This is a genomic window from Zymobacter sp. IVIA_12111.31 C1, from assembly GCF_047495495.1.
Taxonomy (GTDB): Bacteria; Pseudomonadota; Gammaproteobacteria; order Pseudomonadales; family Halomonadaceae; genus Zymobacter.
Genome location: NZ_CP179930.1, coordinates 2,960,167 through 2,984,722, shown reverse-complemented (window position 1 = coordinate 2,984,722; position 24,556 = coordinate 2,960,167). Strand labels below are relative to the sequence as shown.

The following is a 24,556-nucleotide window of genomic DNA, read 5'->3' as shown; positions in this document are numbered from 1 at the left end:
GGGACGTTTTCGCCAACGTGCTGATCGTTAAGGCCTTGGCAGTATAGTTCAGGATCATGGCCGTGGCGGGATTCCGCAGAGGATGCGATGACGATGGAGTCAGAGCGGTAGGTCGTTGCAAAAAAAAAGCCCCCGGACGGTAATCGTCCGGGGGCATCCGTTATAAGGGGCGTGGCGCTTAGCGGCCGAGGCGGCGCAGCGGCATGCCTTTCATCAGATTACCTTCGATCTCTTCAAGCTGAACCCCTTTTGTTTCAGGGATGAGCAGGAAGGTCAGGACGAAGAACACAGCGTTGGCAGCAGCCAGCAGCGCGAAGGTGAGCGGACCGCCCAGGGCATCCAGTACGACCAGGAAGTAGGCCGCAATCACCATGTTGGAAATCCAGTTGGCGATGGTGGAGCAACCCAGACCGAAGTCGCGACCCTGTGTTGGCTGGATTTCAGCACACAGTGCCCAAGCCAGCGGCCCAATCGACATGGCGAACCCAACGATGAAGATCAGTACGGCCAGCACGGCGATGATCTGCAGTGCGAAGTTGAAGGCGGTGACGTACAGGATGGCGCCCAGTACGGCCATGCTGATGGCCATGATGGCAAAGCCTGCGTACAGAATCGGTTTGCGGCCCCAACGGTCAGCGAAGGCAACGGCGACGATAGTGGACAGCAGGTTGACGACACCCACGGCAACGGTGCTCCACAGCTGTGCAGTTGTGCCGTGGAAGTTCGCCATTTCAAAGATCTTCGGCGCGTAGTAGATAACGATGTTGATCCCGGCGAACTGCTGCATGGCCTGAATCAGGATGCCCAGCAGTACCGAACGGCGGAAGTTGCCGTTACGCAGGAAGAAGGCGCCGCCTTTTACTTTCGGGCCGGACTGGCGTTCGAGCGCAGTACGGATGCCGCTCATTTCGCGTGCGGCTGCAGCATCGGAACCGGTCAGGCGTTTGAGCGTGGCTTCGGCAGCGTCCATGGCACCGCGAGAGGCCATCCAGCGGGGACTTTCCGCCAAAAACAGCACGCCGATGATCATCAGGGCCGCTGGAATCATAGTAACGCCCAGCATGGCGGCCCAGTTGCCCGCGCTGCTGAAGGCCAAGTTGATCAGGTAAGCGACCAGAATCCCGATGGTGATCATCAGCTGGAAGCAGGCGATGACCGTTCCGCGGATATGCTGAGGAGCCACTTCGGACAGGTAGAGCGGTACGACGAAGGACACGATACCGATGGCGAGGCCAAGCAGTACGCGTGCGACGATGAGCATCTCGATGCTGTTAGCCATGCAGGCCAGCAAAGCGCCGATGAAGAACAGCAGACCGCCAAGCAGAATAGGGCGTTTGCGGCCCAGTGCATTGGAGATCGTACTGGCGCTCAATGTCCCGATCGTGGCACCCGCCAGCATCGCACCGATGACCCAGCCTTCCTGTACCGTGGTAGGGTGAAACTCTTCGTGAATGAATTTGATCGCCCCGGTCATGATGCCGGCATGCAAACCAAACAGTAACCCGCCTGCGGCAGCCGTGATGCAGCTGAGCCAGACAAGCAGGGGAATGTGTGGTTTCTCTGTTCCTTGAGGTATGGCAGTGTGTTCTGCATTGATGCTCATGAGAGCTCTCCCGTAACGAACGGTAGCGTGTACAGTGAAGGCATGCTCATGGGCGCATGGCAGCGCTTTCGAGGGACGATGCCATGGGCCATGACATGACGGGGCCTGTATCGAACATTTCCCTATCATTAGTGATGCTCGATTTATCCTGAGGTCGCGTCAAGCAAGACAATAGTGGCGTATACCAAGGTCGAGATGAGCATTCTGACAGGACAGTGCGAGGATACCCCTCCTGACGTATTGGGCAAGGAATTCATGACATGTAACTGCAAATAGCGTCATGATCCGTACAAAAGGAAACAATTATGATCATTGCTCTTGGGCAGTTTCCCGTTTCGCCACGCTGGCAGCACAACGCTGAGCAGTGTGCCCGACTGATGGCGCAAGCCGAGCAGCAGGGCGCTTCGCTACTGGTACTGCCGGAAGCCGTACTGGCGACCGACATCGGCGACCCTTCCTGCGTGATACGAGAGGCCCAGCCTCTGGACGGCCCTTTCCTGCGTCAGTTGCTTGCTATATCGGCCTCCCAGTCGGTCGCCACAGTGCTGACGTTGCATGTGCCAACGCATGACGGACGCGTTGCTAACGTACTGGTGGTTCTACAAAAAGGTAAGATCGTTGCCCGCTACCACAAGCTTCATCTGTATGACGCCTTTACTATGAAAGAGTCGACCAATGTTGATGCGGGTGACGCGCTTCCGCCCGTCGTGACGATTGGTGATATGAGTGTAGGCGTGATGACCTGTTATGACCTGCGTTTTCCTGAAGTGGCGAAGTCACTGGCGCTGCGTGGGGCCGAACTGATAGTTGTGCCCGCGGCATGGGTCAAAGGGGCTCACAAGGAACGGCATTGGGAAACGCTGATTTCGGCGCGAGCACTGGATACGACCTGTTATGTGGCGGCCGTCAGTGAATGCGGTCCGCGCAACATCGGGTGCAGTATGGTGGCTGACCCGCTGGGCATTGTGATCGCTCGTGCTGCTGAAACGCCCGCGCTGGTGCTGGCAGAGCTATCGCGAGAACGGTTAGAAAACGTCAGGGCCGCATTGCCTGTGCTGGCCAATGGTCGGTTCCAGCCCCCCACACTGGCTTGATGTAACGCTCTTTTATCCACACCCGCTTTTTTCTTCGAGCGGCGCGGTCTTCTCTGGCGGCATGCGCGTGCCGCCAGAGTGCTCGGCTGCTATGCAGCGCATGCGCGTATTAAGCGAAGGCGGAAGGTGCCAATGGCTGTGCAACGCTTTCATGATCCGCGGTTTGCAAGCTGTGTTTTCCTACTTATGGGTGCTATCGCTAATCCCTATGTCCTTATCTATCAGTACTGCCTGATATAACGTCTATCGTCATTTTTAGATTAATATTTATTTTAGCGATAGATAAGTGTTGTTTGATATTCAAGAGAGAACGTTATTTGATGTTAGATCGTCTGTGATCGGAAAAATAAAAAGCATCTCTTTGTGTGGCTTTATTTTGAAATTAAAAAATAGCCGTCTTGCCTTTTAGCTACCTTCGATAATTTCTTAAGAATAGCTTATATTTTATAACGAGACGATGTGGTCTGTTTTTATCAGGCGTTTTTTTATGGAGCGTAGGATGGCAATGATGCGTCATGTTGCAGCATTTCTGCGGGTGTTGGGCGTTAAGATCCAGTATCCATAGCAGATATTGAACGTTAGAGAATAAGGTTTGAGTTGTGCCGAGGCGACTAAAGAACAGCGGTGCTTAATTTTTAGTTTGCTTATATTTATAGTGTGTCAGGCTTTTATAAGCAACTTATAATGACAGTTAATAGAGCAATGAACCGTGTTGCAGTGTGTTGATTGCTTATGCCTTTTATTGCTGTTTAATTATGAGTGTGGGGTGGCATGGCTACAATTATATACTAATGATAACTATTGGACGGGCATGTTAGCGTAGTCTGCGTTGGATATATCCCTGTTCTGTAATTATTATTAGCAAGGAGTGCAATCACCATGCCCGTTTTCGCCATTGCAGATACCCACCTCGGAGATGAAGAGCTGGTCGCGACGGAACGCAAGCAGTTCGCCAATGTCGCTGTCCACGACAATACGATCCTCAGTAATATTCTGGCGACCTGTGGCAAGCGCGACAGCCTGTATATCATCGGGGATGTGGTGGAAATCAAGTCTCGATTGCCCATGCTGAAGAAGATCTGTGACAGTGTCGGTCGTGTCTATATCGTTCTGGGTAACCACGACAGTATGCCTAACAGTCACTCCTCCCGCCCTAGCGCGCAGGAGCTGCTGAACTGCGGTGTGCGCGAGTTGTTCGGCATGACCAGCTATCACCACTGCACGCTGACGCACGCACCGCTTCACGTCAACATCTGCAATATGGAAAACGGTTGGCGCAACATTCACGGCCACTTGCATGGCAAGATCGAATTCGGCGAGCAGTTCCTCAACGTCAGCTGCCCGGCCGTCAACTATGTGCCGCTCAATATCGACGAGTGGCTTGAAGAACAGGAGTAGTGGGTGAGTCGAGGCTCGGTGAAGCCCGAGGTCTAGAGCGCGGGACAGCGCCGTTTCCTTTATGTTGTCCACAGTTGGTTGGTTCAATGCCGAAGTAGTCTGCGTGGCATGATCCACGAGATGGCCCTCTACAGGGCCATTCCGTCAGTCTTCTACGTCGAAGCCCAGCGCTTCGATGGTGTCTTTCAGCTGTGCCGGAGTGATGCCGTCGGCGTGGTCGATCTCGACGTGGCCCGCTTCCAGTGCAACCTCTACCCGTGTTACGCCTTCCACGGCCTCCAGTGCCTGTGTGACCTTGCTAGCACACCCGCCACACACCATTCCCGATACGTTCAGTGTTGTCGTCGTCATTTCGTGTTTCTCCAAGACGTGGATCAAACCGATCTGCGCTGTGAGCTGGGCGATGTCCAGCGGCGCAGCAGCAGTGAATTCGTCAGTACGGACACCGAACTCAGCGCCATGGCCGTACCGGCCACAATAGGGTTCAGTAGTCCAATGGCCGCCAGCGGTATTCCCAATCCATTGTAGAAAAAGGCAAAAAACAGGTTCTGTTTGACCTTGGCGAGCGTGGCGCGCGAGAGGTCGATGGCATCGGCGATGTGAACGAGGCTGTCCTGCATCAGTACGACATCGGCTGTTTCGAGCGCCGCATTGGAGCCTCCGCCAATGGCGATACCGATGTCCGCTGTTGCCAGCGCGGGGGCATCGTTGATGCCGTCACCGACCATGCCGACACAGCGGCCTTCGGCCTGTCGCTGGGCAATGTATTCGGCTTTCTGGGCGGGAAGTATCTCGGCCACGTAATGGCGCAGGCCGATCTGTTCCGCTACACGGGCGGCCGTGCCAGCGTTATCTCCTGTCAGCATGACAACGCGTATGCCCTGTTCATGCAGCGCCCGCAGTGCGGGTACGGCATCGCTGCGCAGGCGATCCTTCAGTCCGATGAGTCCCAGCGACTGCTCATCTTGGGCCAGTCCGATCACCGTATAGCCTTCTTTTTCAAGCGATTCGGCTTCTTCTCTATTGAACGCGATACCTTGTTCATCCAGAAAGCGGGGGGCGCCTAGCAGTACCTCGGTGCCGTCCAAGTGGCCCGTTACGCCGCGCCCTACCTCGGCGGCAAAATCGGTGACAGCCGCCGGGGGGATGGCCTGATTCTGCGCGTAGGCAACGATCGCCTGCGCCAAGGGGTGCTCCGAGTGCTGCTCAAGCCCCGCCGCTAGGGCGATCACATCATCGCGTGTTCGGTCTCCTGCCGGGCGTACGGCCGCAACGGACAGACGGCCTTCGGTCAATGTGCCGGTCTTATCCATCACCAACTCCTGTAGCTGGTGAGCCTTTTCGAGCGCATTGGCGTTGCGGAACAGGATACCTGTCCGCGCCCCTTGCCCGGTGCCGACCATGATAGCCGTGGGTGTGGCCAGTCCTAGCGCACATGGGCAGGCGATGACCAGTACGGCCACGGCACGTATCAGGCTGGTATCGAGCTGACCGGTAACGAGCATGTTGATGATGAAGGTCAGTAGAGCGATGGCAACGACCGCAGGTACGAAGATGGCCGAGATTCTGTCGGTGAGGTGCTGAACGCTGGCCTTGGAACCTTGGGCATCTTCCACCAGACGAATAATGCGGGCCAGTGCCGTGTCAGCCCCGACCCCTGTGGCTTGGGCGCGCAGGGCACCACTGTAGTTTTGGGTGGCCGCATACAAGGGGGCGTCCGTGTGCTTGGCGACGGGCAGGCTTTCGCCTGTCAGCATGCTTTCGTTCACTTCGGAGTGACCACTGAGCACGATGCCATCGACGGGAACGCTTTCCCCGGGCTTCACGAGAAAAACATCGCCTTCTCGTAGTGTTGCAACGTCGCGGTCCTGCCATTCGCCGTCAACGTCGACGTGCGCAATCTGAGGCTGGAGTGCCAGCAGTGAGGCAATGGCCTCGCCTGTCTTCGACCTAGCGCGGGCTTCCAGCAGCTTGCCGAGCAGCACCAGCGTGATGATGGCGGCGCTGGCCTCGAAGTACAGATGCCCGTGAGGGTGCGTTAGCAAGGTATAGACACTGAACCCGTAGGCCACGCTGGTGCCTAGTGCCACCAGTACATCCATGTTGGCGGCTCCGCCGCGCAGCGCGCGCCACGCACGGAGGTAGAAATGGCGGCCGCACCAGAACTGCACTGGAGTTGCCAGTAGCCACTGCAGGACGCCGGGCAGCAGGTGCGTGCGACCGATCAGCATGCCGATCATCTCGATCATCAGTGGCAGGGTGAACAGGGCGGCTACGATGAAGTGATTGCGCTGTATACGCCAGGCGCGAGCGCTTTCAGCCTGCTCGGCATCATGATCGCGTTGTGTGACGGTCTGCGCACCGAAGCCGATCTTTTCGATGCGCTGGATCAGCGTGTCGGGCGTTTCTAGGCCGGAGGTATAGGTGATATGTGCGCGTGCTGCGGCAAAGTTGACGGTGGCGTCGACTCCGGGCTGTTTGTTCAGCACCTTTTCGATGCGGGCAGCGCAGGCCACGCAGCTCATTCCTTCAAGGGAGAGGGTCAGATGTTGATCGGTGACATCGAAGCCTGCGCTGCGGATGGCGTCGATGACAACCTGCAGGGCCGGGGCGCTCGGTGCGAGGTCGAGGGTGGCCTTTTCGCTGGCAAAGCTAACGCTGGCGGTGACGCCTTCAAGCCGGTTGAGCACGCGTTGGAGACGCTCGGCACAGGCGGCACAGGACATGCCGCGGATACCAAGATGCACTCGCTGAGTCTGGTCCATTGAACGAACCCCATCGAAAATAAGTGACGGCCTTACTGATGTAATACTCACTATGCGCCATCGTGCCGTGAGATGTCACTTCCTGTGGGTCATGTGAAGGTGATGATGATCGAGCATGATGAATAACTATAAGGTGCTAATGGGAAGGGCGCACGACCGCCTGTTGTTTGCCAATCAGCGTTTCAAGCCGCCGTGCGAGGGAAGGAGGGCGAGCGAGGCTATACCTGCCCGTAGCGGTTGCGGTCATTGCCGAGCCAGCGCTCGATCAGTGCCGGTGCGGTTTCAGGTGCCTGTGCCATGACCGTGTCGGCAAGTGCGTGCACTTGATCAAGCAGTGCACGATCGCGTCCCAAATCAGCAATGCGCAGGCTCATCAGGCCTGTCTGGCGTGTCCCCAGCACTTCGCCCGGTCCGCGGATTTCCAGATCCTTTTCAGCAATGCGGAAACCGTCGTTGGTATCACGCATCACGCCAAGGCGCTCGCGAGAGGTGTCAGACAGCGGCGGGTGATAGAGCAGCACGCAATAGCTGTCGATCTGACCACGTCCGACGCGTCCGCGTAGCTGGTGGAGCTGCGCCAGCCCCAGCCGTTCGGCGTTCTCGATGATCATCAGGCTGGCATTGGGCACGTCGACGCCGACTTCGATTACGGTCGTCGCGACCAGCAGGTCGATATCACCGGCCTTGAATGCGGCCATCACGTCAGCCTTTTCTGTGGCCTTCATCCGACCGTGCACGAGGCCGATCTCGAATGCAGGCAGCGCTTCCTTCAGCATGTCGCGTGTGGCTTCGGCGGCCTGACAGGCGAGCGCATCGGATTCTTCGATTAGTGTGCAGACCCAGTACGCTTGGCGGCCCGCTTCGCAGGCGCGTTCGATACGCTGGATGACCTCATGGCGGCGGCTGTCTGATACCGCCACGGTGGCGATCGGCGTTCGGCCCGGTGGCAGCTCGTCGATCACCGAGACATCAAGGTCGGCATAGGCGCTCATGGCCAGCGTGCGCGGAATGGGGGTGGCGGTCATGATCAGCTGATGCGGAGTGATACCTGCGGCTTCGCCCTTTTCGCGCAGCGACAGTCGCTGGTGCACGCCGAAGCGGTGCTGTTCGTCGATGATCGCTAGCCCCAAGCGATGAAACGTAACGTCTGGTTGGAACAGTGCATGGGTACCGACGATCACCTGTGCTTCGCCACTTTCGATCTTTGCCTTGCTGTCGAGGCGTGCCTTGCCCTTTAGCTTGCCGGACAGCCAAGCCACCTTGATGCCCAGCGGTTCAAACCACTGCGAGAAGCTGCGGAAGTGCTGCTCGGCCAGTATCTCGGTGGGAGCCATGATCGCCGCCTGACAGCCGTTTGCGGCTGCCTGTAGCGCGGCCATGGCGGCCACGACGGTTTTCCCTGAGCCAACGTCACCCTGCACGAGGCGCAGCATGGGGGTGGTGCGTTCGATGTCGCGGCCGATTTCGGCCAGCACCCGCTGCTGAGCAGACGTGAGCGAGAAAGGAAGCTGGGCTAGAAAGCGCGCTTGCAGCGTGTGCCCGTCAGTGAGCGCTGGGGCCTGATCCTGCTGAATGTCGAGACGCACCTGACGCAGGCTGAGCTGGTGTGCCAGCAGTTCTTCGATGATCAGACGTCGCTGGGCTGGGTGTGCGCCGGTTAGCAGATCATCCTGCGTAACGTTGGGAGGTGGGCGATGCAGTGTGCGCAGCGCGGTGTGGATATCCATCAGCGAGAAGCGCTGACGCAGAGCGGCCGGCACCAGTTCGGGAAGGGCTTCAGGGGTATCGTCGAGCATCGACAGCGCCTGTTTGACCAACGCGCGCAGGCGCGGCTGGGTCAGCCCTTCCGTGGTGGGGTAGATTGGCGTGAGTGCATCATCGGGGGCCGGCGCATCGTGCATGCTGTCCAGCAGCTGGTATTCGGGGTGATACATCTCGATACCCGTGCTGCCCGTCCGCGCCTCACCGAACAGCCGTACCCGCGTGCCGCGCGTGAACTGCTGCACCTGCGCCATCGCGAAATGGAAAAAGCGCAGCGAAACAACGCCGCTGCCGTCACGCAGCCGTACCAACAGGCTGCGGCGGCGGCCCTGTACGATATCCGCGGCGGTGACTTCACCCTCGATGACCGCTTCCTGCCCTGCGCGCAGCGATGCGATGGGCACCACGCGGGTGCGGTCCTGATAGCGCAGCGGCAGGTGGAACAGCAGATCCATCACGCGCTGAATGCCCAAGCGTTCCAGCTTGGCAGCCAGCGCATCGCCTACACCGGAAAGCGTCGTGATATCGGCATCGAGCGTGCGCATGGTTCATTCCTTATCGCGTTGTGGCTGCTATCCTTAACGTAGGGACAGCGAATGAAGAAGCTTAGCGCCGATGTTCGGGCAGTTCGAGGTTGCTGCTTCCCGGAGCCTCTCCCAGCGGTTGGCAGTGCCCGATGGCATTGGTCAGCACGTCAATGGCTTTCGGGCGCGGGAAACTGGTGCGCCATGCCACGGCAATCGAGCGCCCCGGTGCAGGATTGCTGAACGGACGCGTTGCCAGCATGCCAGAATCGTATTCATGCACGCCAGTGGCCATCTTCGGCAGCACGGTAATGCCAAGCCCCGATGCGACCATGTGACGGATAGTTTCCAGCGAACCGCCTTCTGCCACCAGTGCCTTGTCAGGATGATTGATCTGGTGGGCCAGCGCTGGGCAGGCATCCAGAATCTGATCGCGGAAGCAGTGCCCTTCACCCAGCAGCAGTACGCGTTCCTCGCTCAGCATCTCGCGGTCGATGGACTCGCGTTCCAGCCATGGGTGCCCCGCGGGCAGCAGCACTTCGAACGGTTCTTCGAACAGCGGTTTGGTGAGTACGTCTGGTTCGGTGAACGGCAGCGCCACGATGATGACGTCCAGCTCGCCTGCGCGCAGCTTGCGACGCAGCAGCCCGGTCGTGTTCTCTTCAATGTAGAGCGGCATCTGTGGCGCCAGCTCGTTGAGTGCTGGCACCAGATGCGGGAAGAGGTACGGTCCGACGGTATAGATGGCGCCGATGCGCAGCGGGCTGGAGAGCTGATCTCGCCCTTTATGCGCCAGTTCTTTGATGACGTTGGCCTGTTCGAGGACGCGGTGCGCCTGTGCCACGATCCGCTCCCCCATTGGGGTGACCTGCACCGTGGACTTGCTGCGCTCGAACAGGGCGACGCCCAGTTCTTCTTCAAGTTTCTTGACCGCGACCGAAAGCGTCGGCTGCGAGACGAAGCAGCGTTCGGCTGCACGGCCGAAATGGCGTTCCTGGGACAACGTCACGATGTAGCGCAGTTCTGTCAAAGTCATGGTTCAAACCCATCTGCGGGGCGAGAGTCTCGCCCGGTACCCTTGGTCCTGACATGAATCCTAGCATGTGGCAGAGTGCCTTCCGGCAGGATGCCGGCACATTGCACATACTTTCAGGGCCTTGCATCACGCCTACCAAGGAGAGGTACAACGGTGAATTCTACAACGCTCATACTCGGTTGTGGTGATATCGGCAGCGCACTCGGCGAGCGCCTGCTCGCGGCAGGCCATCGCGTGATCGGTGCGCGGCGTCATCCTGAACGGCTGCCTAGCGGTATCACACCGCTGGCCTTCGATGTGACACAACCGCCGGAGGCGTTACCCGATGCCGATATTCTAGTCTATGCCGTCAGTGCCGAGCGTTTCGAGGAATCGGCCTATAAGACGGCCTACCCCGAGGGGCTGGATGCCGTCCTAACGCTGGCAGAGCAGCAGAAGCGTCCGCCACGTCATGTCTTCTTCGTGTCATCGACATCCGTATATGACCAGAATCAGGGTGAAGAGGTCGATGAAGAGAGCGCAACGGAGCCCAAAGGATTTTCGGGACGATTGATGCTGGAAGCTGAGCGCCGACTGCTGGCAAGTCCGCTTCCGGGAACCGTGGTACGGCTTTCTGGCATTTACGGCCATGGCCGTGAAAGATTGATCAGGCAGGTCGGAGAGGGGCGCATCGCGCCGCAGGTCCCCATGCTGTATTCCAACCGCATTCATCGTGATGACGCAGTTAACGTACTGGCCTGGCTGATCGAGCGCGTTATCGAAAACGATACGCTGGATGACTGCTATTTGGCATCGGACCTTGAACCGGCCCCGCTGCACGATGTTATGACGTGGCTGGCGCAGGAGCTGAAGGTCGAGCCGCACGACTATATCCAGTCGCCGCTGCGTCGGCGCTCAAGCAAGCGGTGCAGCAGTGCTCGACTGGTGCGCCAAGGGTATCGCTTCCTGTACCCCACCTATCGTGATGGGTACCGGCAGATCCTTAAGGCGCGCGGCTAGCCGCGTGCATGCAAGCCCAGACATCCCCACGGGCTTGCATGTTCACGGCCGCTGCTAGAACGACGGTCTTAGTCGCCCAGTACCATGACGCCTTCGGCTTCAAGCAGGCTGCCTTTCGGGAGCTGGCTGATGCCGATGGCGGCACGGGCCGGATACGGTGCGTCGAAGAATTCTTTCATCGCTTCGTTGACGGCTTCGAAGTTGGCCAGATCGGTTAGGTAAAGGTTGAGCTTGACCATATCGCCCAAGGAACCGCCTGCGGCCTTGCAGACAGCCGCCATGTTTTCGAAAACACGACGCGCCTGGACTTCGATGCCGCCGTCGACCAGCGTCATGGTTGCCGGGTCGAGCGGAATCTGACCGGACAGGTAGATGGTGTTGCCTGCCTTGATGGCCTGTGAGTAAGGACCGATCGCTGCAGGGGCTTTGTCAGTGTGAATGGCAGCACGGTTGCTCATCTTGTTGTACTCCTCAAGAGGTTCTGCAATGACAGAAGGAAATGAATAACGCCAGAGCAAATGCACTGGCGCCTACTGTCGGAAGTGAACTGAAACCATATCCTACTCCCTTCATCGTCGCCAGCCGCTAGATTCTTGAGTGCTAACTTACACTGGCGTACTGGGAGCCGCAGGGGTGTTGATGACGCGCGTGATGCGCTCTAGCCCCGGAACACCGCGCAATCGCTTGATGACGCGTGCCAGATGGACGCGATCGCGTACCGCCAGCGTCAGTGTGACCACCGACAGGCGGGCATCGTGTTCCTGAATACGGATCTGCTCGACGTCGGCATCGCTAGAGTCGATGCGCTCTGTCAGCTCGGCCAGCAGACCGCGGCGTGTTGCCACGTCCAGTCGCAGCGCCGAGGGGAAATCCTCGTCCAGCGTGTTGGGCCATACCAGCGCTAGGCACTGATCGGCTTCGCGACGATAAAACTTCTGCGCCTGCTGACATTCACGGCGGTGCACTTCCAACCCGCGTCCCGCATTGATATGCCCGATCACCTCGTCGCCCGGCAGCGGGTAGCAGCAGCGCGCGAAGTGGACCGCTACGTTGTGCGGATTGATCTCAAGCGCATCCTGCTGTGGCAGCGTAGGGTTATCAAGCGTCATCTGCTCGTCGACCAAGCGCCGCGCCGTGCTGTAAGAAATGCGGTTGCCCAGCCCGATGGCATGCAACAGATCATCGACGTTCTCAAGCTGTTCCTCATGGAGGAAAGCTTCCATACGGCCTGGCGGCAGCTCTTCAAGCCGCGTTCCGAAGGCGCTGAGCGCCTTGCTGAGCAGACGACGCCCCAGCTGAACGGAATCGCTGCGTTCCTGGTGCTTTAGGTAGTGGCGGATTGATGCGCGCGCCTTGGCGGTCACCACGAACGACAGCCAGTTGATATTGGGTGTTGCGCCGGGGGCAGTGATGATCTCAACCGTTTGCCCGCTGGTCAGCGGTGCCGACAGTGAGGCCAAGTGACGGTTGATGCGGCAAGCGATGCAGCTGTTGCCGATGTCAGTATGCACGGCATAGGCGAAGTCGACGGCCGTCGCGTTGTGCGGCAGCTCCATGATGTGCCCTTTGGGGGTGAACACATAAATATCGTCGGGGAACAGGTCGTTTTTGACGTGTTCGATGAACTCCAGCGAGCTGCCAGCATTGCGCTGAATTTCGACCAGATTTTTGACCCATTCCTGAGCGCGTGCGTGGCTGCCGTCGCCCAGTGGTCTGTCGGTCTGGCCTGCCTTATAGAGCCAGTGTGCCGCAATCCCGTTGTTGGCCATGGTGTCCATATCACGGGTGCGGATCTGCACCTCGATTGGGAACCCGTTGAGGCCGAACAGAGTGGTATGCAGGCTCTGATAGCCATTGGCCTTCGGAATGGCAATGTAGTCCTTGAAGCGGCCCGGTACCGGCTTGTAGAGCCGATGCACGATGCCGAGGATGCGATAGCAGTCGTCGATGTTCTGCGCAATGATGCGGAAGCCGAACACATCCATCAGTTCGTTGAAGGAACGCTGCTTGCTGCGCATCTTGCGGTAGATCGACATCAAGTGCTTCTGGCGCCCATGCACCTTGGACTGCAGGCCTGCATCGTCCAGCCCTTCCTGCAGGCGGTGTTGGATATTCTGCATCATTGAGCGACGCGTGCCGCGTGCCGCGGCCACTGCGCGCTGAATGCGTTCCGCGCGCATGGGATGGATGGCCTTAAAGGCCAGATCCTCAAGCTCAATCTGGATGGTGTTGATGCCCAGACGGCTGGCGATTCGCGCGTACAGCTCCAGTGTTTCGCGAGCAATACGGCGTTTCTTGTCGGGGCGAAGCGATCCCAGCGTGCGCATGTTGTGCAGACGGTCGGCCAGCTTGACGATGATGACGCGAATGTCACGCGACATCGCCAGCACCATCTTCTGGAGGTTTTCCGCCTGTGCAACGGCCTTGTCTTGGAACGCAATCTTGGCCAGTTTCGACACACCATCCACCAGGTTGGCGACATCTTCGCCAAACTGTTTGGCCAGCGCGTCGCGCGGCACATGGGTGTCTTCGATAACATCATGCAGCATGGCGGCCATCAGGCTTTGATGGTCCATGTGCATGTTCGCCAAGATATTGGCAACGGCCAGCGGGTGGGTAACGTACGGTTCGCCTGAGCGGCGACGCTGACCGTCGTGTGCCTGTTCGGCAAAGTAGAAGGCCCGCTTGACCTGTCGGATTTCATCATCGGGCAGGTAGCTGCCTAGGCGGTCCGCCAGATCATCGATAGTGAACATGGGCGTGGCTCACGATTGCGGGCATAGGGTATGAGCGATGGCCGCTTATACGTTGCTGTCGGTCTGAGGCATGCGACGTTGCGGCATGGCTTCGAGCGGTTCTTCGAGCACGCTGACATCGACCTGACCGGCAGCGATTTCGCGCAGTGCCATAACGGTCGGTTTGTCGTTTTCCCAAGGCAGGTCGGGGGTACGGGAGCCGCGGGCCAGCTGACGAGCGCGCTTGCTGGCGATCATGACCAGTTGGAAGCGGTTTTCGACGTTTTCGAGGCAGTCTTCGACGGTTACACGTGCCATGGAGAATCACCTGATCCTAGTGGTGACGCGGTGTGCGCCACCAGAAAAAAGGAAACACCCGCGCGATCCGATGAAACATCAGGCCGCGACAGGTGAGTTGTTCGCTTGTCTTTCAGTCTACTCGACTATGTCAAGAAGTGACAAGCGCTTCGAGCAGGGCGGCCTGTGCTTTGCCGATACGTTCACGGCGCACGCGCTCTGCTCGGATGATGCTTTCGAAGTCGCGCAGTGCTTCGTCGAAGTCATCGTTGATGACAACGTAATCGAACTCATCATAGTGAGACATCTCGCTGACGGCATCGCGCATGCGGCGCGCGATGATCTCGTCGTCGTCCTGACCGCGGCCCTGCAGACGGCTTTCGAGTGCTTCGCGCGACGGCGGCAGGATGAAGATGGAGATGGCATCGGGGCAGACGGCACGCGTCTGGCGAGCGCCCTGCCAGTCGATCTCGAGGATTACGTCTTCGCCATTATCGCGCTTTTCACTGACGGCGCGGTGCGACGTACCGTAGTAGCGATCGAATACACGGGCATGCTCGAAGAATTCGCCGCGTGCGATCATCGCTTCGAACGCGGCGTCGTCGACGAAATGATAGTTCACGCCGTCTGCTTCGCCGGGGCGCATGGCGCGCGTGGTGTGCGATACGGAGACACCAATGCGGTCGACGCGCTCCAGCAGCGCTTTCACTAGGCTGGTCTTGCCGGCGCCGGAGGGCGCGGACACGATGAACAGCGCCCCATGATCAAGGGATGCGGTGGAAGGAGTGTGTGCCATGGTTGTTCATAATCCTCAAGAGCCAAGGACACAGTATGCCATAGACGCTGGGTCTTCCAGAACGGCCGTGGCTTTGAAGGAGTGTACGCGTCAATAAGCGCGCACTCTTATCCGTAGCGATATGACGCTGCGGCAATATTGCCCTACACGCAGACTGTGCAATTCGGGATGATGGGCAGGTTAATCCTATAGATAACAAGTGGTTTTCACGCGGAAAGTGCGTGTGGAACAGTGCGTGTGCAAGACGCGCGCTTTCATGTCAGAGGGGAAAAACGATGAGCTATACCGGTGTTCTGGATATGCAGGTTGGGGTCGAAGAGGCCTACAAGATTCTGCGCTATATGATGCTGGATCTTGATGCGACTATCGCGTCAGAGAATGCGGCGCAGCATACGCTGCTGGCCAAGAGTGCGCCGTCCATGTGGACGTACGGCTTCAACTTCAACTGCAGTATCGAGGCCGTCACGGAAACGACCAGTCGCCTGACGGTCAATACGACGCTGCGCAAATGGAGCCTGATTGACACTCAGAGCAAGCGCTATACGAAGCGACTGTTGACGGTGATGGAGGCCTACGCGGCCAACAGCAATAAGGGAGATGACAATCGCACCGATGCGCTTGCCAATGCTGAAGTTCAGCGCGCGTTCAATTCTGTACACGGGCATCGACAGGCGTTCTACATCATTGTGCCGATCGTGCTGGGGCTGATTGCGGTGATGAAAATCGCCATACTGAGCCGTTAAGCGCGTGTAGATTACGAACGGATGAAAGAAAGGGGAGGCCTTGGCCTTCCCTTTCTGCTTTCTGCTTTCTGGGCTTCAGACGATCAGATCGCGTGTTCGTCATAGAGTGGGATATTGCAGCGCTCGGCCATGCGGCGGCGGTAGGCATCGACTCGAGCCGGGTACTGAACGCCCTTGACGACGGACAGCTGATGCAGCAGCGGGAAAACGCTGAAATCGTCGAGCGATAGCTCACCGTTCACGGCATCGTCCGCTTCGATCAATGGCTCGAGTTGAGCGAGGGCGCGGTGTACGTCGTCCAGTAGTTCAGGCGTTTGGCGCAGCAGCGGCTTGAATGGCCCCACCCACGCTTCCTTGCCGCGTACGTAGAAGGCCTTGGCACTGGGCGTTGAGAACTCGTGGACGGGCATTTCACCCCAGCGGCACATCGACAGCTGATACACCGTGTACTCAATGGCGCTGCACCACTGGGCGATTTCGCGGCGACGCTTGCTTGTAATCGCGGCTGGTGTGTCCGGTAGCGCGTCGACGTAGTGCACGATATCCATGCTCTCGCCCATTCGGCTGCCATCGTCCTTTTCGAGAATAGGCAGCAGTTTGCGCCCGATCAGTTGGGTCGGAGTACGGATGTCGTCGTCCAGCAGAACTTCCATGTCGAACGACAGCCCTTTGAGCGGAAAGATCATGCGCGCCTTGATGCAGAACGGGCAGTATTCATAGACATAGAGTTTCATCGAAACAGTATCCTTGCGGGAAAGAAGCGAGTCGCTGCCCGCTGCCCCATGTCGTGGGCAACGGGCATGCTGATCGAAAAACGGTGGGATTAAAGCGCCACGCTGGTGTGCAGCGGGATGTCCGTACGGGTCGCCATGTGATGCAGGTAGGCATTGACGGCTGGCGGGAAGGTCAGGCCTTTCACGACGGTCAGCTGGCGCAGCACGGGGAAGAGGGTGAAGTCATCTTCGGACAGTGCGCCATTCACGGCCTCAGGAGAAGCGATCAGCGGAACAAGGGCATCCAGATGCGGCTGCAGTTCGGCCAGCAGGCTATCGGTCTGGGCCAGCGCTTCATCGAAGCTGATGCCGATCATTTTTTCCTTGTTGTGACGGAAGTAGCTGCGCGCGCTTTCGGTCGCGAATTCCTTCAGCGGTACCTTCACCCAGCGCGGCATCGTCAGGCGCATGACGATTGGCATGACGCTCTTCGTCCATTCGGCGATCTCGGGCCGCGTCGGCCCCGCTAGGCAGGATACCTCTTCGCCATCCGGCATCGGGTAGCGTTCGTCGATGTAGCGCACGATATCCATGCTTTCGCCCATCGCGGTACCGTCGTCTTTCTGCAGGATCGGCACCATCTTCTTGCCGACCAGTGCCGTGGGGGTTTTGACGTCGTCGTTGAGCACGGTTTCCAGCTCGACGGGAACCTGTTTCAGACCGAATACCATGCGGGCTTTAATGCAGAACGGGCAGTGGTCATAAACATAGAGTTTCATGGGGCCTCCCGGCGAAAGCGTATTTCGATGCGTCGTTAGCACCTCTTAATAACGAAGATGGGTCTATTGAACGCAGACTTCAATTATTTCCTTATGACTTTTTTTTCTTAATGTGTTCAGCCCTCTAATGACGCGGTGTCGGGGCTGAGTAGCATGCCGAGATTGCCCTCGATCCAGTCCACCAGATCGGCTATGCGACCCGCCACTTCCTGCCCGGCGGCGGTCAGGCGATAGTCCACGTGCGGTGGCACGACGGGATGCACAGTGCGCGACACGAATCCGTCGCTCTCAAGCGTGCGTAGGGTTTGGGCCAGCATCTTTTCGCTGATGCCGCCGATGCGGTGCCTGATCTCACTGTAGCGCAGCGTACCCCGGCGCAGGACGGTCAGCACCAGCACGCCCCACTGACTGGTGACGTGGCGCAGCAGCGCGCGTGATGGGCACTGTGCGGCCATCACGTCACCGCGTTCCAGCCGATCGGTCAATGTGTCTGGAGTCATCGTCATTTAATACTAACCTTTTGGTGCGTACTTCCCTGATGGAGAGTGTCAGTCTACAGTGAATGCAAGACGACGACTACAGGCCGTCGTGACGACTTTCAACCTTGCGGCGGTATGCAGACAGACACAGAAAAGGAGTACGACGATGATTGCCATAACAGGTGCAACAGGACAGCTTGGCCGACACGTGATCGAATGGCTCGTGCAGGCAGGAAAGCAGCAGGAGATCGTCGCATTAGTGCGTTCGCCCGAAAAAGCGGCGTCGTTGGGTGTGGCCGTGCGTGAAGCGGACTATGACCGCCCGGATACCCTTACCCGTGCGCTGGCTGGTGTGGACGTGCTGCTGCTGATTTCGTCGAATGAAATAGGCCAGCGTGCCGCCCAGCATCGCAACGTTATTGCGGCCGCCAAAGCGCAGGGCGTGCGTCGCATCGTCTATACCAGCCTGCTTCATGCCGATCGTTCGGTGCTGAATCTGGCGGAAGAGCATCGTGATACCGAAGCGGTACTGCGGACCTCGGGGCTCTCCTACACGATCCTGCGCAATGGGTGGTATACCGAAAACTACACTGACAGCCTAGGCAGTGCGCTTGAGCACGGTGCGGTAGTGGGCAGTGCTGGCAATGGGCGTATTTCATCGGCCATGCGTACGGACTATGCCGAAGCCGCGGCGAAGGTGTTGACGCACGATGGCTTCGACAATAAAACGCTGGAACTGGCCGGTGACGAGTCGTGGACGCTGAGTGATCTGGCTGCCGAAGTATCGCGCCAGACGGGTCGCGATATCCCTTACCGCGATCTGCCGGAAGCCGATTACGCCGCGGTGCTCGAACAGGCAGGACTGCCTAAACCGGTAGCGGACATGATCGCGCACTGGGACGTTCAAGTAGCGCACGATAATGCTCTGTTCGACGATCAGCATGGGTTGTCGAAACTGCTGGGTCATCCGTCTACATCGCTGGCGGACGCTGTGAAGGCGGCACTGGCACACCGTTAACACCCTGCGCTGGGCATGCCTGCCTTCGCTCGGGAGCTGTGGTAAATGCGGGGCAGTGCAGCAGGACAGGCTGTCGTGATGTAGCGTTGCGGCGGGTAAGATAAAGGCGACTCGATATCGAGCCGCCTTTTTGTTTATGTGAGGTATCGCCATGGCTGTTCCCCAGACACAACAGGAGCTGTTGCAGGCCATCCAGACGACCTATGCGAAGCTCGCGGCCGACCTGGCAACCGTGCCACCGGAACGTGCGCGTGAAGTGACGTTGGAAGGGCATGCCAAAGGCACGCTGATGAGCATTGCCGATTTGGTGGCGTATCTGGTGGGCTGGAATGCACTGGTGCTGAAATGGTGTGAACGCGATGCACGTGGTGAACCGGTCGACTTTCCCGAAACAGGGTTTGGCTGGAACGAACTAGGGCGACTGGCACAGACGTTCTATGCCGATCGTACTGACCTTTCTTTTCCTGTGCTGCTTCAGCAGCTTGCCGACGTCAATGCACGCATTGTGGCGCTGGTTGCTTCCGGTACTGATGCGTCGTTCTATGGATGTGATTGGTATCGCACCTATACCAAAGGCCGGATGATTCAGCTCAACACTTCGTCGCCCTATTCCAATGCGCGCACACGGTTGCGCAAGTGGCTGAGGGCACAAGGTATCTAGGCACCGAAGGAGGCCTTATGGTCAATACCACCCGGCGTATCCAGTCCGTCGAACGAGCGCTTGATCTGCTGGAAGCGCTGGCATCCAGCGGCGGTGAAGCACGCTTGTCTACGCTGGCCGAACGCACGTCATTGGATAAGGGCACGGTGCATGGCCTGCTCAATACGATGGTGTCGATGGGATATGTGGCGCGCCACGGTACAGACTATGCACTGGGGCTGCGATTGCGCGATCTGGCCCAGCCTTTGATGGATGCCGATGCCGAGCTGCGCCAGTGTTTTGCTCCCGCACTGCACGATCTGGCCCAGCGCAGTGGTGAAACCTGCTATCTGGCGGTGCCCTGTGGTACGCGTGAATATCTGTGCGTAGATGTGGTGAGCTGTCAGAGCGCGCTGTGCGCTGCCGTGCCGCGAGGCTGTCGGCAGTCGCTGACGGCCTCTGCCATCGGACGTGTGTTTTTGGCCCACGACCCTGATCTGGTGCGCAGCCTGCGCCGTGCAGGCGATATGCCTGCCGCACTGGAAGCCGAGCTAACCGATATCGTTGAACAGGGCTATGCGCTGGATATCGAGGAGGCTGAGCCGGGGTTGCACTGCATGGCGGTGCCGCTGCGCCAGCAAGGACGGGTCGTGGCGGCGCTGGGTGTCGCGGGGCCGGCACAGCGGCTGCCCGTAGAGCGGCTGAAGCGGCTGGCCGCAGAGTCGATGTCCTGCGTGTTTGATATTGTCAAAAAATAGCCGCGTCGTTGCGTGGCATCTTCACTCGCCCTGTCTTCCTGACGATGATGAAAGCCTTCATTTTCCGTCAGGGGCTTTCTCATGACTTATCCGCTTACCGAAACGCTTATCCAGCAGACCATTGCCCGTGCCCAGACGCGCGCCCGTGAGCAGGGCTATGCCGTTTGCATTGCAGTGGTCGACGATTCCGGCCTGCTGCGTGGCTTCCTGAGAATGGACGATGCCGTTCCCGGCGCGATCGACGTGTCGATCAAGAAGGCCCGCACCGCCTCCCTGTTCCGCACTGACAGCCTTGACCTGGGTCAGGTGGCGCAGCCGGGCGGCGCAATCTATACGCTGGAAGCCACTAACGGCGGCCTGATCAGCTTCGGCGGCGGGATCGTTCTTCACGATGATGACGGCCGCGTGATAGGTGCCGTCGGCGTTGCGGGCGCTACGGTGCCAGACGATCAGGCGCTCGCACTGCATGCAGCGGGGCGTGTATGACATCATCAACACCAACGCGTATTCATCGCGGCGTGTGGGCACTGGCGATCATGGCCTTCGCCATCGGGGTAGCAGAGTTCATTGTCGTTGGGGTGCTGCCGGCCATTGCCGATGACTTCGGATTGCCACTGGCGCGTGTCGGTGGGCTGGTCGGGCTATACGCCTTTGCTCTCGCCGTGGGTACGCCCATTGTGGTCCTGGCGCTGGGCCGTTGCTCGCGCAAGCGGCTGCTGATTGGGCTGGTGGCGGTTTTTCTTGCTGGCAACCTGATGTCTGCAGTGGCCAATAGCTACAGCCTGTTGCTGCTGGGGCGCTTGATTACCGCCGTGGCACACGGCAGTTTCTTTGCCATCGGCGCGACCGTCGCAGCACGGCTGGCTCCCAAGGGGCAGGCCAGTCGCGCCATTGCATTGATGTTTGCAGGCCTGACACTGGCCATGGTCATCGGTGTACCGCTAGGTAGTTTGGTGGGCAACTCGCTGGGCTGGCGTCTGCCATTCTATGGCGTAGCGCTGCTAGCGGCTCTGGCGCTGATCAGCGTCGCGTTGTGGGTGCCCGAACTGCCCGTCACAACGGTCAGCAAGCCTAAGGATGCACTGGGCGCACTGGTGAAGCTGCCGATTCTGGCCATGATGGGCATCACTATCCTTGGCTTTGGCGCCAGCTTTGCCGCGTTCACCTTTATCACCTCGATCATGGTGGATATCACCCGATTCTCGACCAGTATGGCGAACGTACTGCTGGTCGTTTTCGGCGTGGCGACGTTGGTCGGCAACCTGCTGGGCGGTCGTTTGGCGGCGCAGTGGGGCTGGCCAACGGCACTGGCGCGTCTGTTGGCAGGACTTCTGATCGTGCTGGTGGCACTGGCGATGGCCATGTCACATCAGGTGGCAATGGTGGTCGTGCTGTTCATCTGGGGGCTGCTGGCGTTTGGTATGTCGCCGGGCTTTCAGGCGGGCATGCTGGAAACGGCCGAGCGCTGGACACCGCGTGCGATCGACTTTGCTTCGGCGCTGAATATTTCCGCCTTTAATCTAGGCATTGCGCTGGGTGAGGCGCTGGGCGGTCTGCTGGTGGCTCATGGCCGACTGGATATGACGCCGTGGGCGGGCATCTGGTTGGTAGCCTTGGCGCAGCTGCCACTGGCATGGTTGACCTTCCGCCATCGACAGGCCGCACGGGGTTAGCGGTAGGCGGATCCAACGCTGAAACGAAAGCCTTCGCCCCTTCTCGGGAGTGAAGGCTTTTTTATGGCCATATGCTTGCGGTGAGGCTTGCTAATCAGCGGGTGCGGTTCGCCAATATTGGTGCGAGCGACGACGTTGCGGCCGATGACTGCGGCGCTTACTGAATGCTTACCGGCCCCATTCATGCCTAGTCCGATGTCACTGAACGTCTCCCCGCCCGATTGTTCGAGGCTGACGCTCGTCATAGCGTGTTCTCGTACACGCAGGATGGAATAAAGGGCGCCCTAGGATTGCTTTGCAGCATCTTAATGGCATCAGACCAACCGTTCTTCTTCCTTCTTGCCTGGGAATATCAGGCTGATGACCACACCACCTGCAATTAGGCCTAGCACAACGGCAAGGCTAATCAGGTGATTGATATTGAACAGGCCGAACGCACTGCCCGCCAGTTTTGCGGCGATGAACACCAGCACCAGCGCAACGGCTTTCTCTAGGTGCACGAGGTATTTCGCAGCAGCAGACAGCATGAAGTAGAGATTGCGCAGGCCTAGGATGGCGAAGATGACCGAGGCATAGACCAGAAACGGCTCCTTGGTGACCGCGATGATGGCGGGCACGCTATCGAAGCTGAAGATGACGTCGGAAATCTCGATGCACATCAGGCACAGCAGCATTGGCGTGGCGTACATGGCCGCGCGTTTCGGCAGCGAAAAGCCCTCTTTACGGGCTATGTCTTCAGCATGCTGGCGGCCGACGACAAAGTGGCGGCCTATCAGGCGCGGCGTGACCGGAATGATACGGCTGGTCAATCGAACCGACCAGTGATCGGAATAGTCCTCCGTGTCATCGCCTTCTTCGCTGCCCATGAACATCTTGACCCCTGTCCACAGCACGATAGCGGCGAAGATCGCTTCCACCCAGTGAGAGATACCGAAGATCCACGTGCCGGCAGCCACGAAGAGGGCGCGGAACAGCAGAGCGCCGATGATGCCGAAATACAGAATGCGGTGCTGCAGGATTCCCTTGATGTTGAAGCTCGCGAAGATCGCGACGAAAACCATCATGTTGTCGATAGATAGGGCTTTCTCCAACACGTATCCCGACAGAAACAGGCTGGCCTGCTGCGGGCTGTGGCGCAGGAAAAGGTAGGCGTAGAACAACAGTGCCAGCGTGATCCATACACAGAACCAGACCGCTGCGTTTTTAAACGTGATTTCTTTGGCTTTCCGGTGAAAGAACAGATCTATCCAGACGGACACGGCAACGGTGACGGCAAGTATCATGCTTGCTTCAAATGTGAGGGGAACGCCCATATCGCCATTTACCCTTGGTTTTGTTGTAGTTCGGCCGTGTGTTAAAGAACTGGGGCATGAGCCGCAATCTTCTTTCAGCGCACCAGATGCGCGATCCATTTCTGTCGTGTCTTTCGCATCATATCTTACCCATCCCCCTTACCGATGCCGATTGAGCGGTCACGATTTCTATAACGTTGCCAGAGGCTCAGCAGAGAATCTGTTGATGGTCATAACGGGGTAGGCAGAGGTATCGGCCGCTTACGTTGGACGCTACGTGAACAGGGTGATCTTCACGTAGCGTTGGCAACAATACTCGGTAACTAACGAAACCTTAAGGTAAGCGGCAAACGTTGACGCGAAAGAGGGGGTGATCGTTTGCCGCTGGATGGTTGTGCGCCTTGCTGGCGATGAAGAGAGGGCCTCTGTCAGCGAGGCATGGCATAGCTGCCGTTTTCGAAGAAGTCGCGGGCGCGCTCATTGTCTTCGCCGTGAGCGATCAGCCCTTCCCATGTGATGGTGGCGCTGTCCTGTAGTAGAAGCGCTACGGTGGCCAGTACAGCGTGGCGTGTGGCGGGCACTTCGATCCAATCCTGGCCGAGGCAGCCCGACAGCATCGGCAGCGGTGTCAGTCCACCGAATGTTCGGGGAGACGTCGGCGCGAGCATCATTGCCGTGAGCGAGGGCGCATCGCTGCAGCGCGGGGACGCGATCTCCGCACGGCCAAGGGTCATTTCGGGTCGTCCGATACGGCGCACATCTAGCGCACCAATGAAGAGTATCTGGCGTGTGTCGTACCACGACTCTTTGACCAACCACGTTGAGCCGTCTGGGCGCGGGTTGGGATGCCAGGCTTCGCCCGCGTGATGTTGGTCGACGATGTAGTACGCCAGCCGATGGGCCGTAAGCGGCAGCGCCATAATGAAGAGCGCTATCAGGGCCACCCAGCCATAGGGCATGGCATTGGCCTGCGGTACATGAAAGGGCGAGGTGCGCGAGAAGGCCAGAATCGCCGTGATAAGTGGAAACAGCAGCGCGCACAGCCAGACCACACTCACCCCGCTTGATGAGATGAGGATGGCGATGAGGCACACCGGTACCATCGCAATCGTCAGCGCCTTCATCAGTCCCTGTAGAAATGACATCCGCGCTGTCGAGTCGTGTTGGTGGTAGAGCCAGGCCCACACACCGGCCAGCAGGATCACGAGTGCGGCAAGCAGCAAACCGCTGAACCAGCCAGCCCATTCCAGATCATGATGCATTGGGTCCCTCTATGGTCGAGGAAAAGGGAATCGTAACGCCATGTCCGCAGCGAGCGTCATGGCTGAGGCATAGTATTCTATATGGAGTTGATACCTGCTGTAACATTGAAACACTAGGTATGCATCACCGTAACCCTTTAAAACCGTGGGTTTCCAAGGATTGTTACGATGAAGGAAATAAATGGCATGCC

General features: G+C 58.6%; 23 protein-coding genes. 9 read left to right on the top strand and 14 right to left on the bottom strand.

Annotated features, from left to right (window positions below):
* Positions 1-178: 178 nt before the first annotated feature.
* Positions 179-1,603: a sugar porter family MFS transporter gene (locus ACMHYW_RS13300; protein WP_414500337.1), complete on the bottom strand. Its 1,425-nt coding sequence runs from the start codon at positions 1,601-1,603 to the stop codon at positions 179-181.
* A 305-nt stretch (positions 1,604-1,908) separates the two neighbouring features.
* Between ACMHYW_RS13300 and ACMHYW_RS13295 the strand changes: the two genes are divergently transcribed.
* Positions 1,909-2,697 carry a deaminated glutathione amidase gene (locus ACMHYW_RS13295; protein WP_414500336.1) on the top strand — a complete coding sequence of 263 codons (789 nt, stop codon included), beginning with the start codon at positions 1,909-1,911 and terminating at the stop codon, positions 2,695-2,697.
* A gap of 879 nt (positions 2,698-3,576) precedes the next feature.
* The gene (locus tag ACMHYW_RS13290) at positions 3,577-4,095 is read left to right on the top strand and encodes a metallophosphoesterase (RefSeq protein WP_414500335.1); all 519 of its coding nucleotides are present in this window, start codon (positions 3,577-3,579) and stop codon (positions 4,093-4,095) included.
* A gap of 144 nt (positions 4,096-4,239) precedes the next feature.
* On the opposite strand, the gene ACMHYW_RS13285 is transcribed toward ACMHYW_RS13290, so the two are convergent.
* The 4 genes from ACMHYW_RS13285 to ACMHYW_RS13270 all read right to left on the bottom strand — a co-directional run bounded on the left by ACMHYW_RS13285 (position 4,240) and on the right by ACMHYW_RS13270 (position 10,181).
* Positions 4,240-4,446 carry a heavy-metal-associated domain-containing protein gene (locus ACMHYW_RS13285; protein WP_414500334.1) on the bottom strand — a complete coding sequence of 69 codons (207 nt, stop codon included), beginning with the start codon at positions 4,444-4,446 and terminating at the stop codon, positions 4,240-4,242.
* Between the two features lie 23 nt (positions 4,447-4,469).
* Complete coding sequence (locus tag ACMHYW_RS13280) at positions 4,470-6,860, bottom strand: heavy metal translocating P-type ATPase (RefSeq protein ID WP_414500333.1); 2,391 nt, start codon at positions 6,858-6,860, stop codon at positions 4,470-4,472.
* A gap of 218 nt (positions 6,861-7,078) precedes the next feature.
* Positions 7,079-9,166, bottom strand: coding sequence for an ATP-dependent DNA helicase RecG (gene recG, locus ACMHYW_RS13275; protein WP_414500332.1), 2,088 nt, complete (start codon positions 9,164-9,166; stop codon positions 7,079-7,081).
* A gap of 61 nt (positions 9,167-9,227) precedes the next feature.
* The gene (locus tag ACMHYW_RS13270; protein WP_027704336.1) at positions 9,228-10,181 is read right to left on the bottom strand and encodes a hydrogen peroxide-inducible genes activator; all 954 of its coding nucleotides are present in this window, start codon (positions 10,179-10,181) and stop codon (positions 9,228-9,230) included.
* Between the two features lie 153 nt (positions 10,182-10,334).
* Here ACMHYW_RS13270 and ACMHYW_RS13265 point away from each other — a divergent pair, with 153 nt between their 5' ends.
* Positions 10,335-11,180: an SDR family oxidoreductase gene (locus tag ACMHYW_RS13265; protein WP_027704335.1), complete on the top strand. Its 846-nt coding sequence runs from the start codon at positions 10,335-10,337 to the stop codon at positions 11,178-11,180.
* Positions 11,181-11,248: 68 nt separating this feature from the next.
* On the opposite strand, the gene ACMHYW_RS13260 is transcribed toward ACMHYW_RS13265, so the two are convergent.
* From ACMHYW_RS13260 to gmk, 4 genes are all read right to left on the bottom strand, one after another.
* Positions 11,249-11,638, bottom strand: a complete 390-nt coding sequence (locus ACMHYW_RS13260; protein ID WP_414500331.1) for a RidA family protein — start codon at positions 11,636-11,638, stop codon at positions 11,249-11,251.
* A gap of 147 nt (positions 11,639-11,785) precedes the next feature.
* On the bottom strand, positions 11,786-13,936 hold the full coding sequence (locus ACMHYW_RS13255; protein ID WP_027704333.1) for a RelA/SpoT family protein: 2,151 nt from the start codon (positions 13,934-13,936) through the stop codon (positions 11,786-11,788).
* Positions 13,937-13,981: 45 nt separating this feature from the next.
* Positions 13,982-14,233 (bottom strand): DNA-directed RNA polymerase subunit omega, encoded by a 252-nt coding sequence (gene rpoZ, locus ACMHYW_RS13250; RefSeq protein WP_027704332.1) that lies wholly within the window; start codon positions 14,231-14,233, stop codon positions 13,982-13,984.
* 130 nt (positions 14,234-14,363) lie between these two features.
* Positions 14,364-15,008, bottom strand: coding sequence for a guanylate kinase (gene gmk, locus ACMHYW_RS13245; RefSeq protein WP_051523616.1), 645 nt, complete (start codon positions 15,006-15,008; stop codon positions 14,364-14,366).
* 275 nt (positions 15,009-15,283) lie between these two features.
* Between gmk and ACMHYW_RS13240 the strand changes: the two genes are divergently transcribed.
* The gene (locus tag ACMHYW_RS13240) at positions 15,284-15,751 is read left to right on the top strand and encodes a hypothetical protein (RefSeq protein WP_414500330.1); all 468 of its coding nucleotides are present in this window, start codon (positions 15,284-15,286) and stop codon (positions 15,749-15,751) included.
* An 83-nt stretch (positions 15,752-15,834) separates the two neighbouring features.
* Here the strand turns inward: ACMHYW_RS13240 and grxB (ACMHYW_RS13235) are convergent, their stop codons facing one another.
* The 3 genes from grxB (ACMHYW_RS13235) to ACMHYW_RS13225 form a co-directional block, all read right to left on the bottom strand.
* Positions 15,835-16,485, bottom strand: a complete 651-nt coding sequence (gene grxB / locus ACMHYW_RS13235; RefSeq protein WP_414500329.1) for a glutaredoxin 2 — start codon at positions 16,483-16,485, stop codon at positions 15,835-15,837.
* A gap of 89 nt (positions 16,486-16,574) precedes the next feature.
* Positions 16,575-17,243: a glutaredoxin 2 gene (grxB, locus tag ACMHYW_RS13230; protein ID WP_414500328.1), complete on the bottom strand. Its 669-nt coding sequence runs from the start codon at positions 17,241-17,243 to the stop codon at positions 16,575-16,577.
* Positions 17,244-17,359: 116 nt separating this feature from the next.
* Complete coding sequence (locus ACMHYW_RS13225; protein ID WP_414500327.1) at positions 17,360-17,749, bottom strand: winged helix-turn-helix transcriptional regulator; 390 nt, start codon at positions 17,747-17,749, stop codon at positions 17,360-17,362.
* 139 nt (positions 17,750-17,888) lie between these two features.
* Here ACMHYW_RS13225 and ACMHYW_RS13220 point away from each other — a divergent pair, with 139 nt between their 5' ends.
* The 5 genes from ACMHYW_RS13220 to ACMHYW_RS13200 all read left to right on the top strand — a co-directional run bounded on the left by ACMHYW_RS13220 (position 17,889) and on the right by ACMHYW_RS13200 (position 21,811).
* Entirely contained in the window at positions 17,889-18,740 is an 852-nt protein-coding gene (locus ACMHYW_RS13220; protein ID WP_414500326.1) for an SDR family oxidoreductase, read from the top strand.
* A gap of 151 nt (positions 18,741-18,891) precedes the next feature.
* On the top strand, positions 18,892-19,401 hold the full coding sequence (locus ACMHYW_RS13215; protein WP_414500325.1) for a ClbS/DfsB family four-helix bundle protein: 510 nt from the start codon (positions 18,892-18,894) through the stop codon (positions 19,399-19,401).
* Between the two features lie 17 nt (positions 19,402-19,418).
* A complete protein-coding gene (locus ACMHYW_RS13210) occupies positions 19,419-20,138 on the top strand; it encodes an IclR family transcriptional regulator (RefSeq protein ID WP_414500324.1) in 720 nt (239 codons plus the stop codon).
* Between the two features lie 81 nt (positions 20,139-20,219).
* Entirely contained in the window at positions 20,220-20,624 is a 405-nt protein-coding gene (locus tag ACMHYW_RS13205; protein ID WP_414500323.1) for a GlcG/HbpS family heme-binding protein, read from the top strand.
* Positions 20,621-21,811: an MFS transporter gene (locus ACMHYW_RS13200; RefSeq protein WP_414500322.1), complete on the top strand. Its 1,191-nt coding sequence runs from the start codon at positions 20,621-20,623 to the stop codon at positions 21,809-21,811. The genes ACMHYW_RS13205 and ACMHYW_RS13200 overlap by 4 nt, the downstream gene beginning before the upstream one ends.
* A 314-nt stretch (positions 21,812-22,125) precedes the next feature.
* On the opposite strand, the gene ACMHYW_RS13195 is transcribed toward ACMHYW_RS13200, so the two are convergent.
* Positions 22,126-23,094 carry a TerC/Alx family metal homeostasis membrane protein gene (locus ACMHYW_RS13195; protein WP_414500321.1) on the bottom strand — a complete coding sequence of 323 codons (969 nt, stop codon included), beginning with the start codon at positions 23,092-23,094 and terminating at the stop codon, positions 22,126-22,128.
* A 437-nt stretch (positions 23,095-23,531) separates the two neighbouring features.
* On the bottom strand, positions 23,532-24,365 hold the full coding sequence (locus ACMHYW_RS13190; protein WP_414500320.1) for a hypothetical protein: 834 nt from the start codon (positions 24,363-24,365) through the stop codon (positions 23,532-23,534).
* Positions 24,366-24,556: the final 191 nt, after the last annotated feature.

Bases quoted from the DNA above. Each gene is read 5' to 3' on its own strand.
- ACMHYW_RS13300 (WP_414500337.1), bottom strand. From the start codon at position 1,603: ATGAGCATCAATGCAGAACACACTGCCATACCTCAAGGAACAGAGAAA.
- ACMHYW_RS13295 (WP_414500336.1), top strand. From the start codon at position 1,909: ATGATCATTGCTCTTGGGCAGTTTCCCGTTTCGCCACGCTGGCAGCAC.
- ACMHYW_RS13290 (WP_414500335.1), top strand. From the start codon at position 3,577: ATGCCCGTTTTCGCCATTGCAGATACCCACCTCGGAGATGAAGAGCTG.
- ACMHYW_RS13285 (WP_414500334.1), bottom strand. From the start codon at position 4,446: ATGACGACGACAACACTGAACGTATCGGGAATGGTGTGTGGCGGGTGT.
- ACMHYW_RS13280 (WP_414500333.1), bottom strand. From the start codon at position 6,860: ATGGACCAGACTCAGCGAGTGCATCTTGGTATCCGCGGCATGTCCTGT.
- recG (WP_414500332.1), bottom strand. From the start codon at position 9,166: ATGCGCACGCTCGATGCCGATATCACGACGCTTTCCGGTGTAGGCGAT.
- ACMHYW_RS13270 (WP_027704336.1), bottom strand. From the start codon at position 10,181: ATGACTTTGACAGAACTGCGCTACATCGTGACGTTGTCCCAGGAACGC.
- ACMHYW_RS13260 (WP_414500331.1), bottom strand. From the start codon at position 11,638: ATGAGCAACCGTGCTGCCATTCACACTGACAAAGCCCCTGCAGCGATC.
- ACMHYW_RS13255 (WP_027704333.1), bottom strand. From the start codon at position 13,936: ATGTTCACTATCGATGATCTGGCGGACCGCCTAGGCAGCTACCTGCCC.
- rpoZ (WP_027704332.1), bottom strand. From the start codon at position 14,233: ATGGCACGTGTAACCGTCGAAGACTGCCTCGAAAACGTCGAAAACCGC.
- gmk (WP_051523616.1), bottom strand. From the start codon at position 15,008: ATGGCACACACTCCTTCCACCGCATCCCTTGATCATGGGGCGCTGTTC.
- ACMHYW_RS13240 (WP_414500330.1), top strand. From the start codon at position 15,284: ATGAGCTATACCGGTGTTCTGGATATGCAGGTTGGGGTCGAAGAGGCC.
- grxB (WP_414500329.1), bottom strand. From the start codon at position 16,485: ATGAAACTCTATGTCTATGAATACTGCCCGTTCTGCATCAAGGCGCGC.
- grxB (WP_414500328.1), bottom strand. From the start codon at position 17,243: ATGAAACTCTATGTTTATGACCACTGCCCGTTCTGCATTAAAGCCCGC.
- ACMHYW_RS13225 (WP_414500327.1), bottom strand. From the start codon at position 17,749: ATGACGATGACTCCAGACACATTGACCGATCGGCTGGAACGCGGTGAC.
- ACMHYW_RS13220 (WP_414500326.1), top strand. From the start codon at position 17,889: ATGATTGCCATAACAGGTGCAACAGGACAGCTTGGCCGACACGTGATC.
- ACMHYW_RS13215 (WP_414500325.1), top strand. From the start codon at position 18,892: ATGGCTGTTCCCCAGACACAACAGGAGCTGTTGCAGGCCATCCAGACG.
- ACMHYW_RS13210 (WP_414500324.1), top strand. From the start codon at position 19,419: ATGGTCAATACCACCCGGCGTATCCAGTCCGTCGAACGAGCGCTTGAT.
- ACMHYW_RS13205 (WP_414500323.1), top strand. From the start codon at position 20,220: ATGACTTATCCGCTTACCGAAACGCTTATCCAGCAGACCATTGCCCGT.
- ACMHYW_RS13200 (WP_414500322.1), top strand. From the start codon at position 20,621: ATGACATCATCAACACCAACGCGTATTCATCGCGGCGTGTGGGCACTG.
- ACMHYW_RS13195 (WP_414500321.1), bottom strand. From the start codon at position 23,094: ATGATACTTGCCGTCACCGTTGCCGTGTCCGTCTGGATAGATCTGTTC.
- ACMHYW_RS13190 (WP_414500320.1), bottom strand. From the start codon at position 24,365: ATGCATCATGATCTGGAATGGGCTGGCTGGTTCAGCGGTTTGCTGCTT.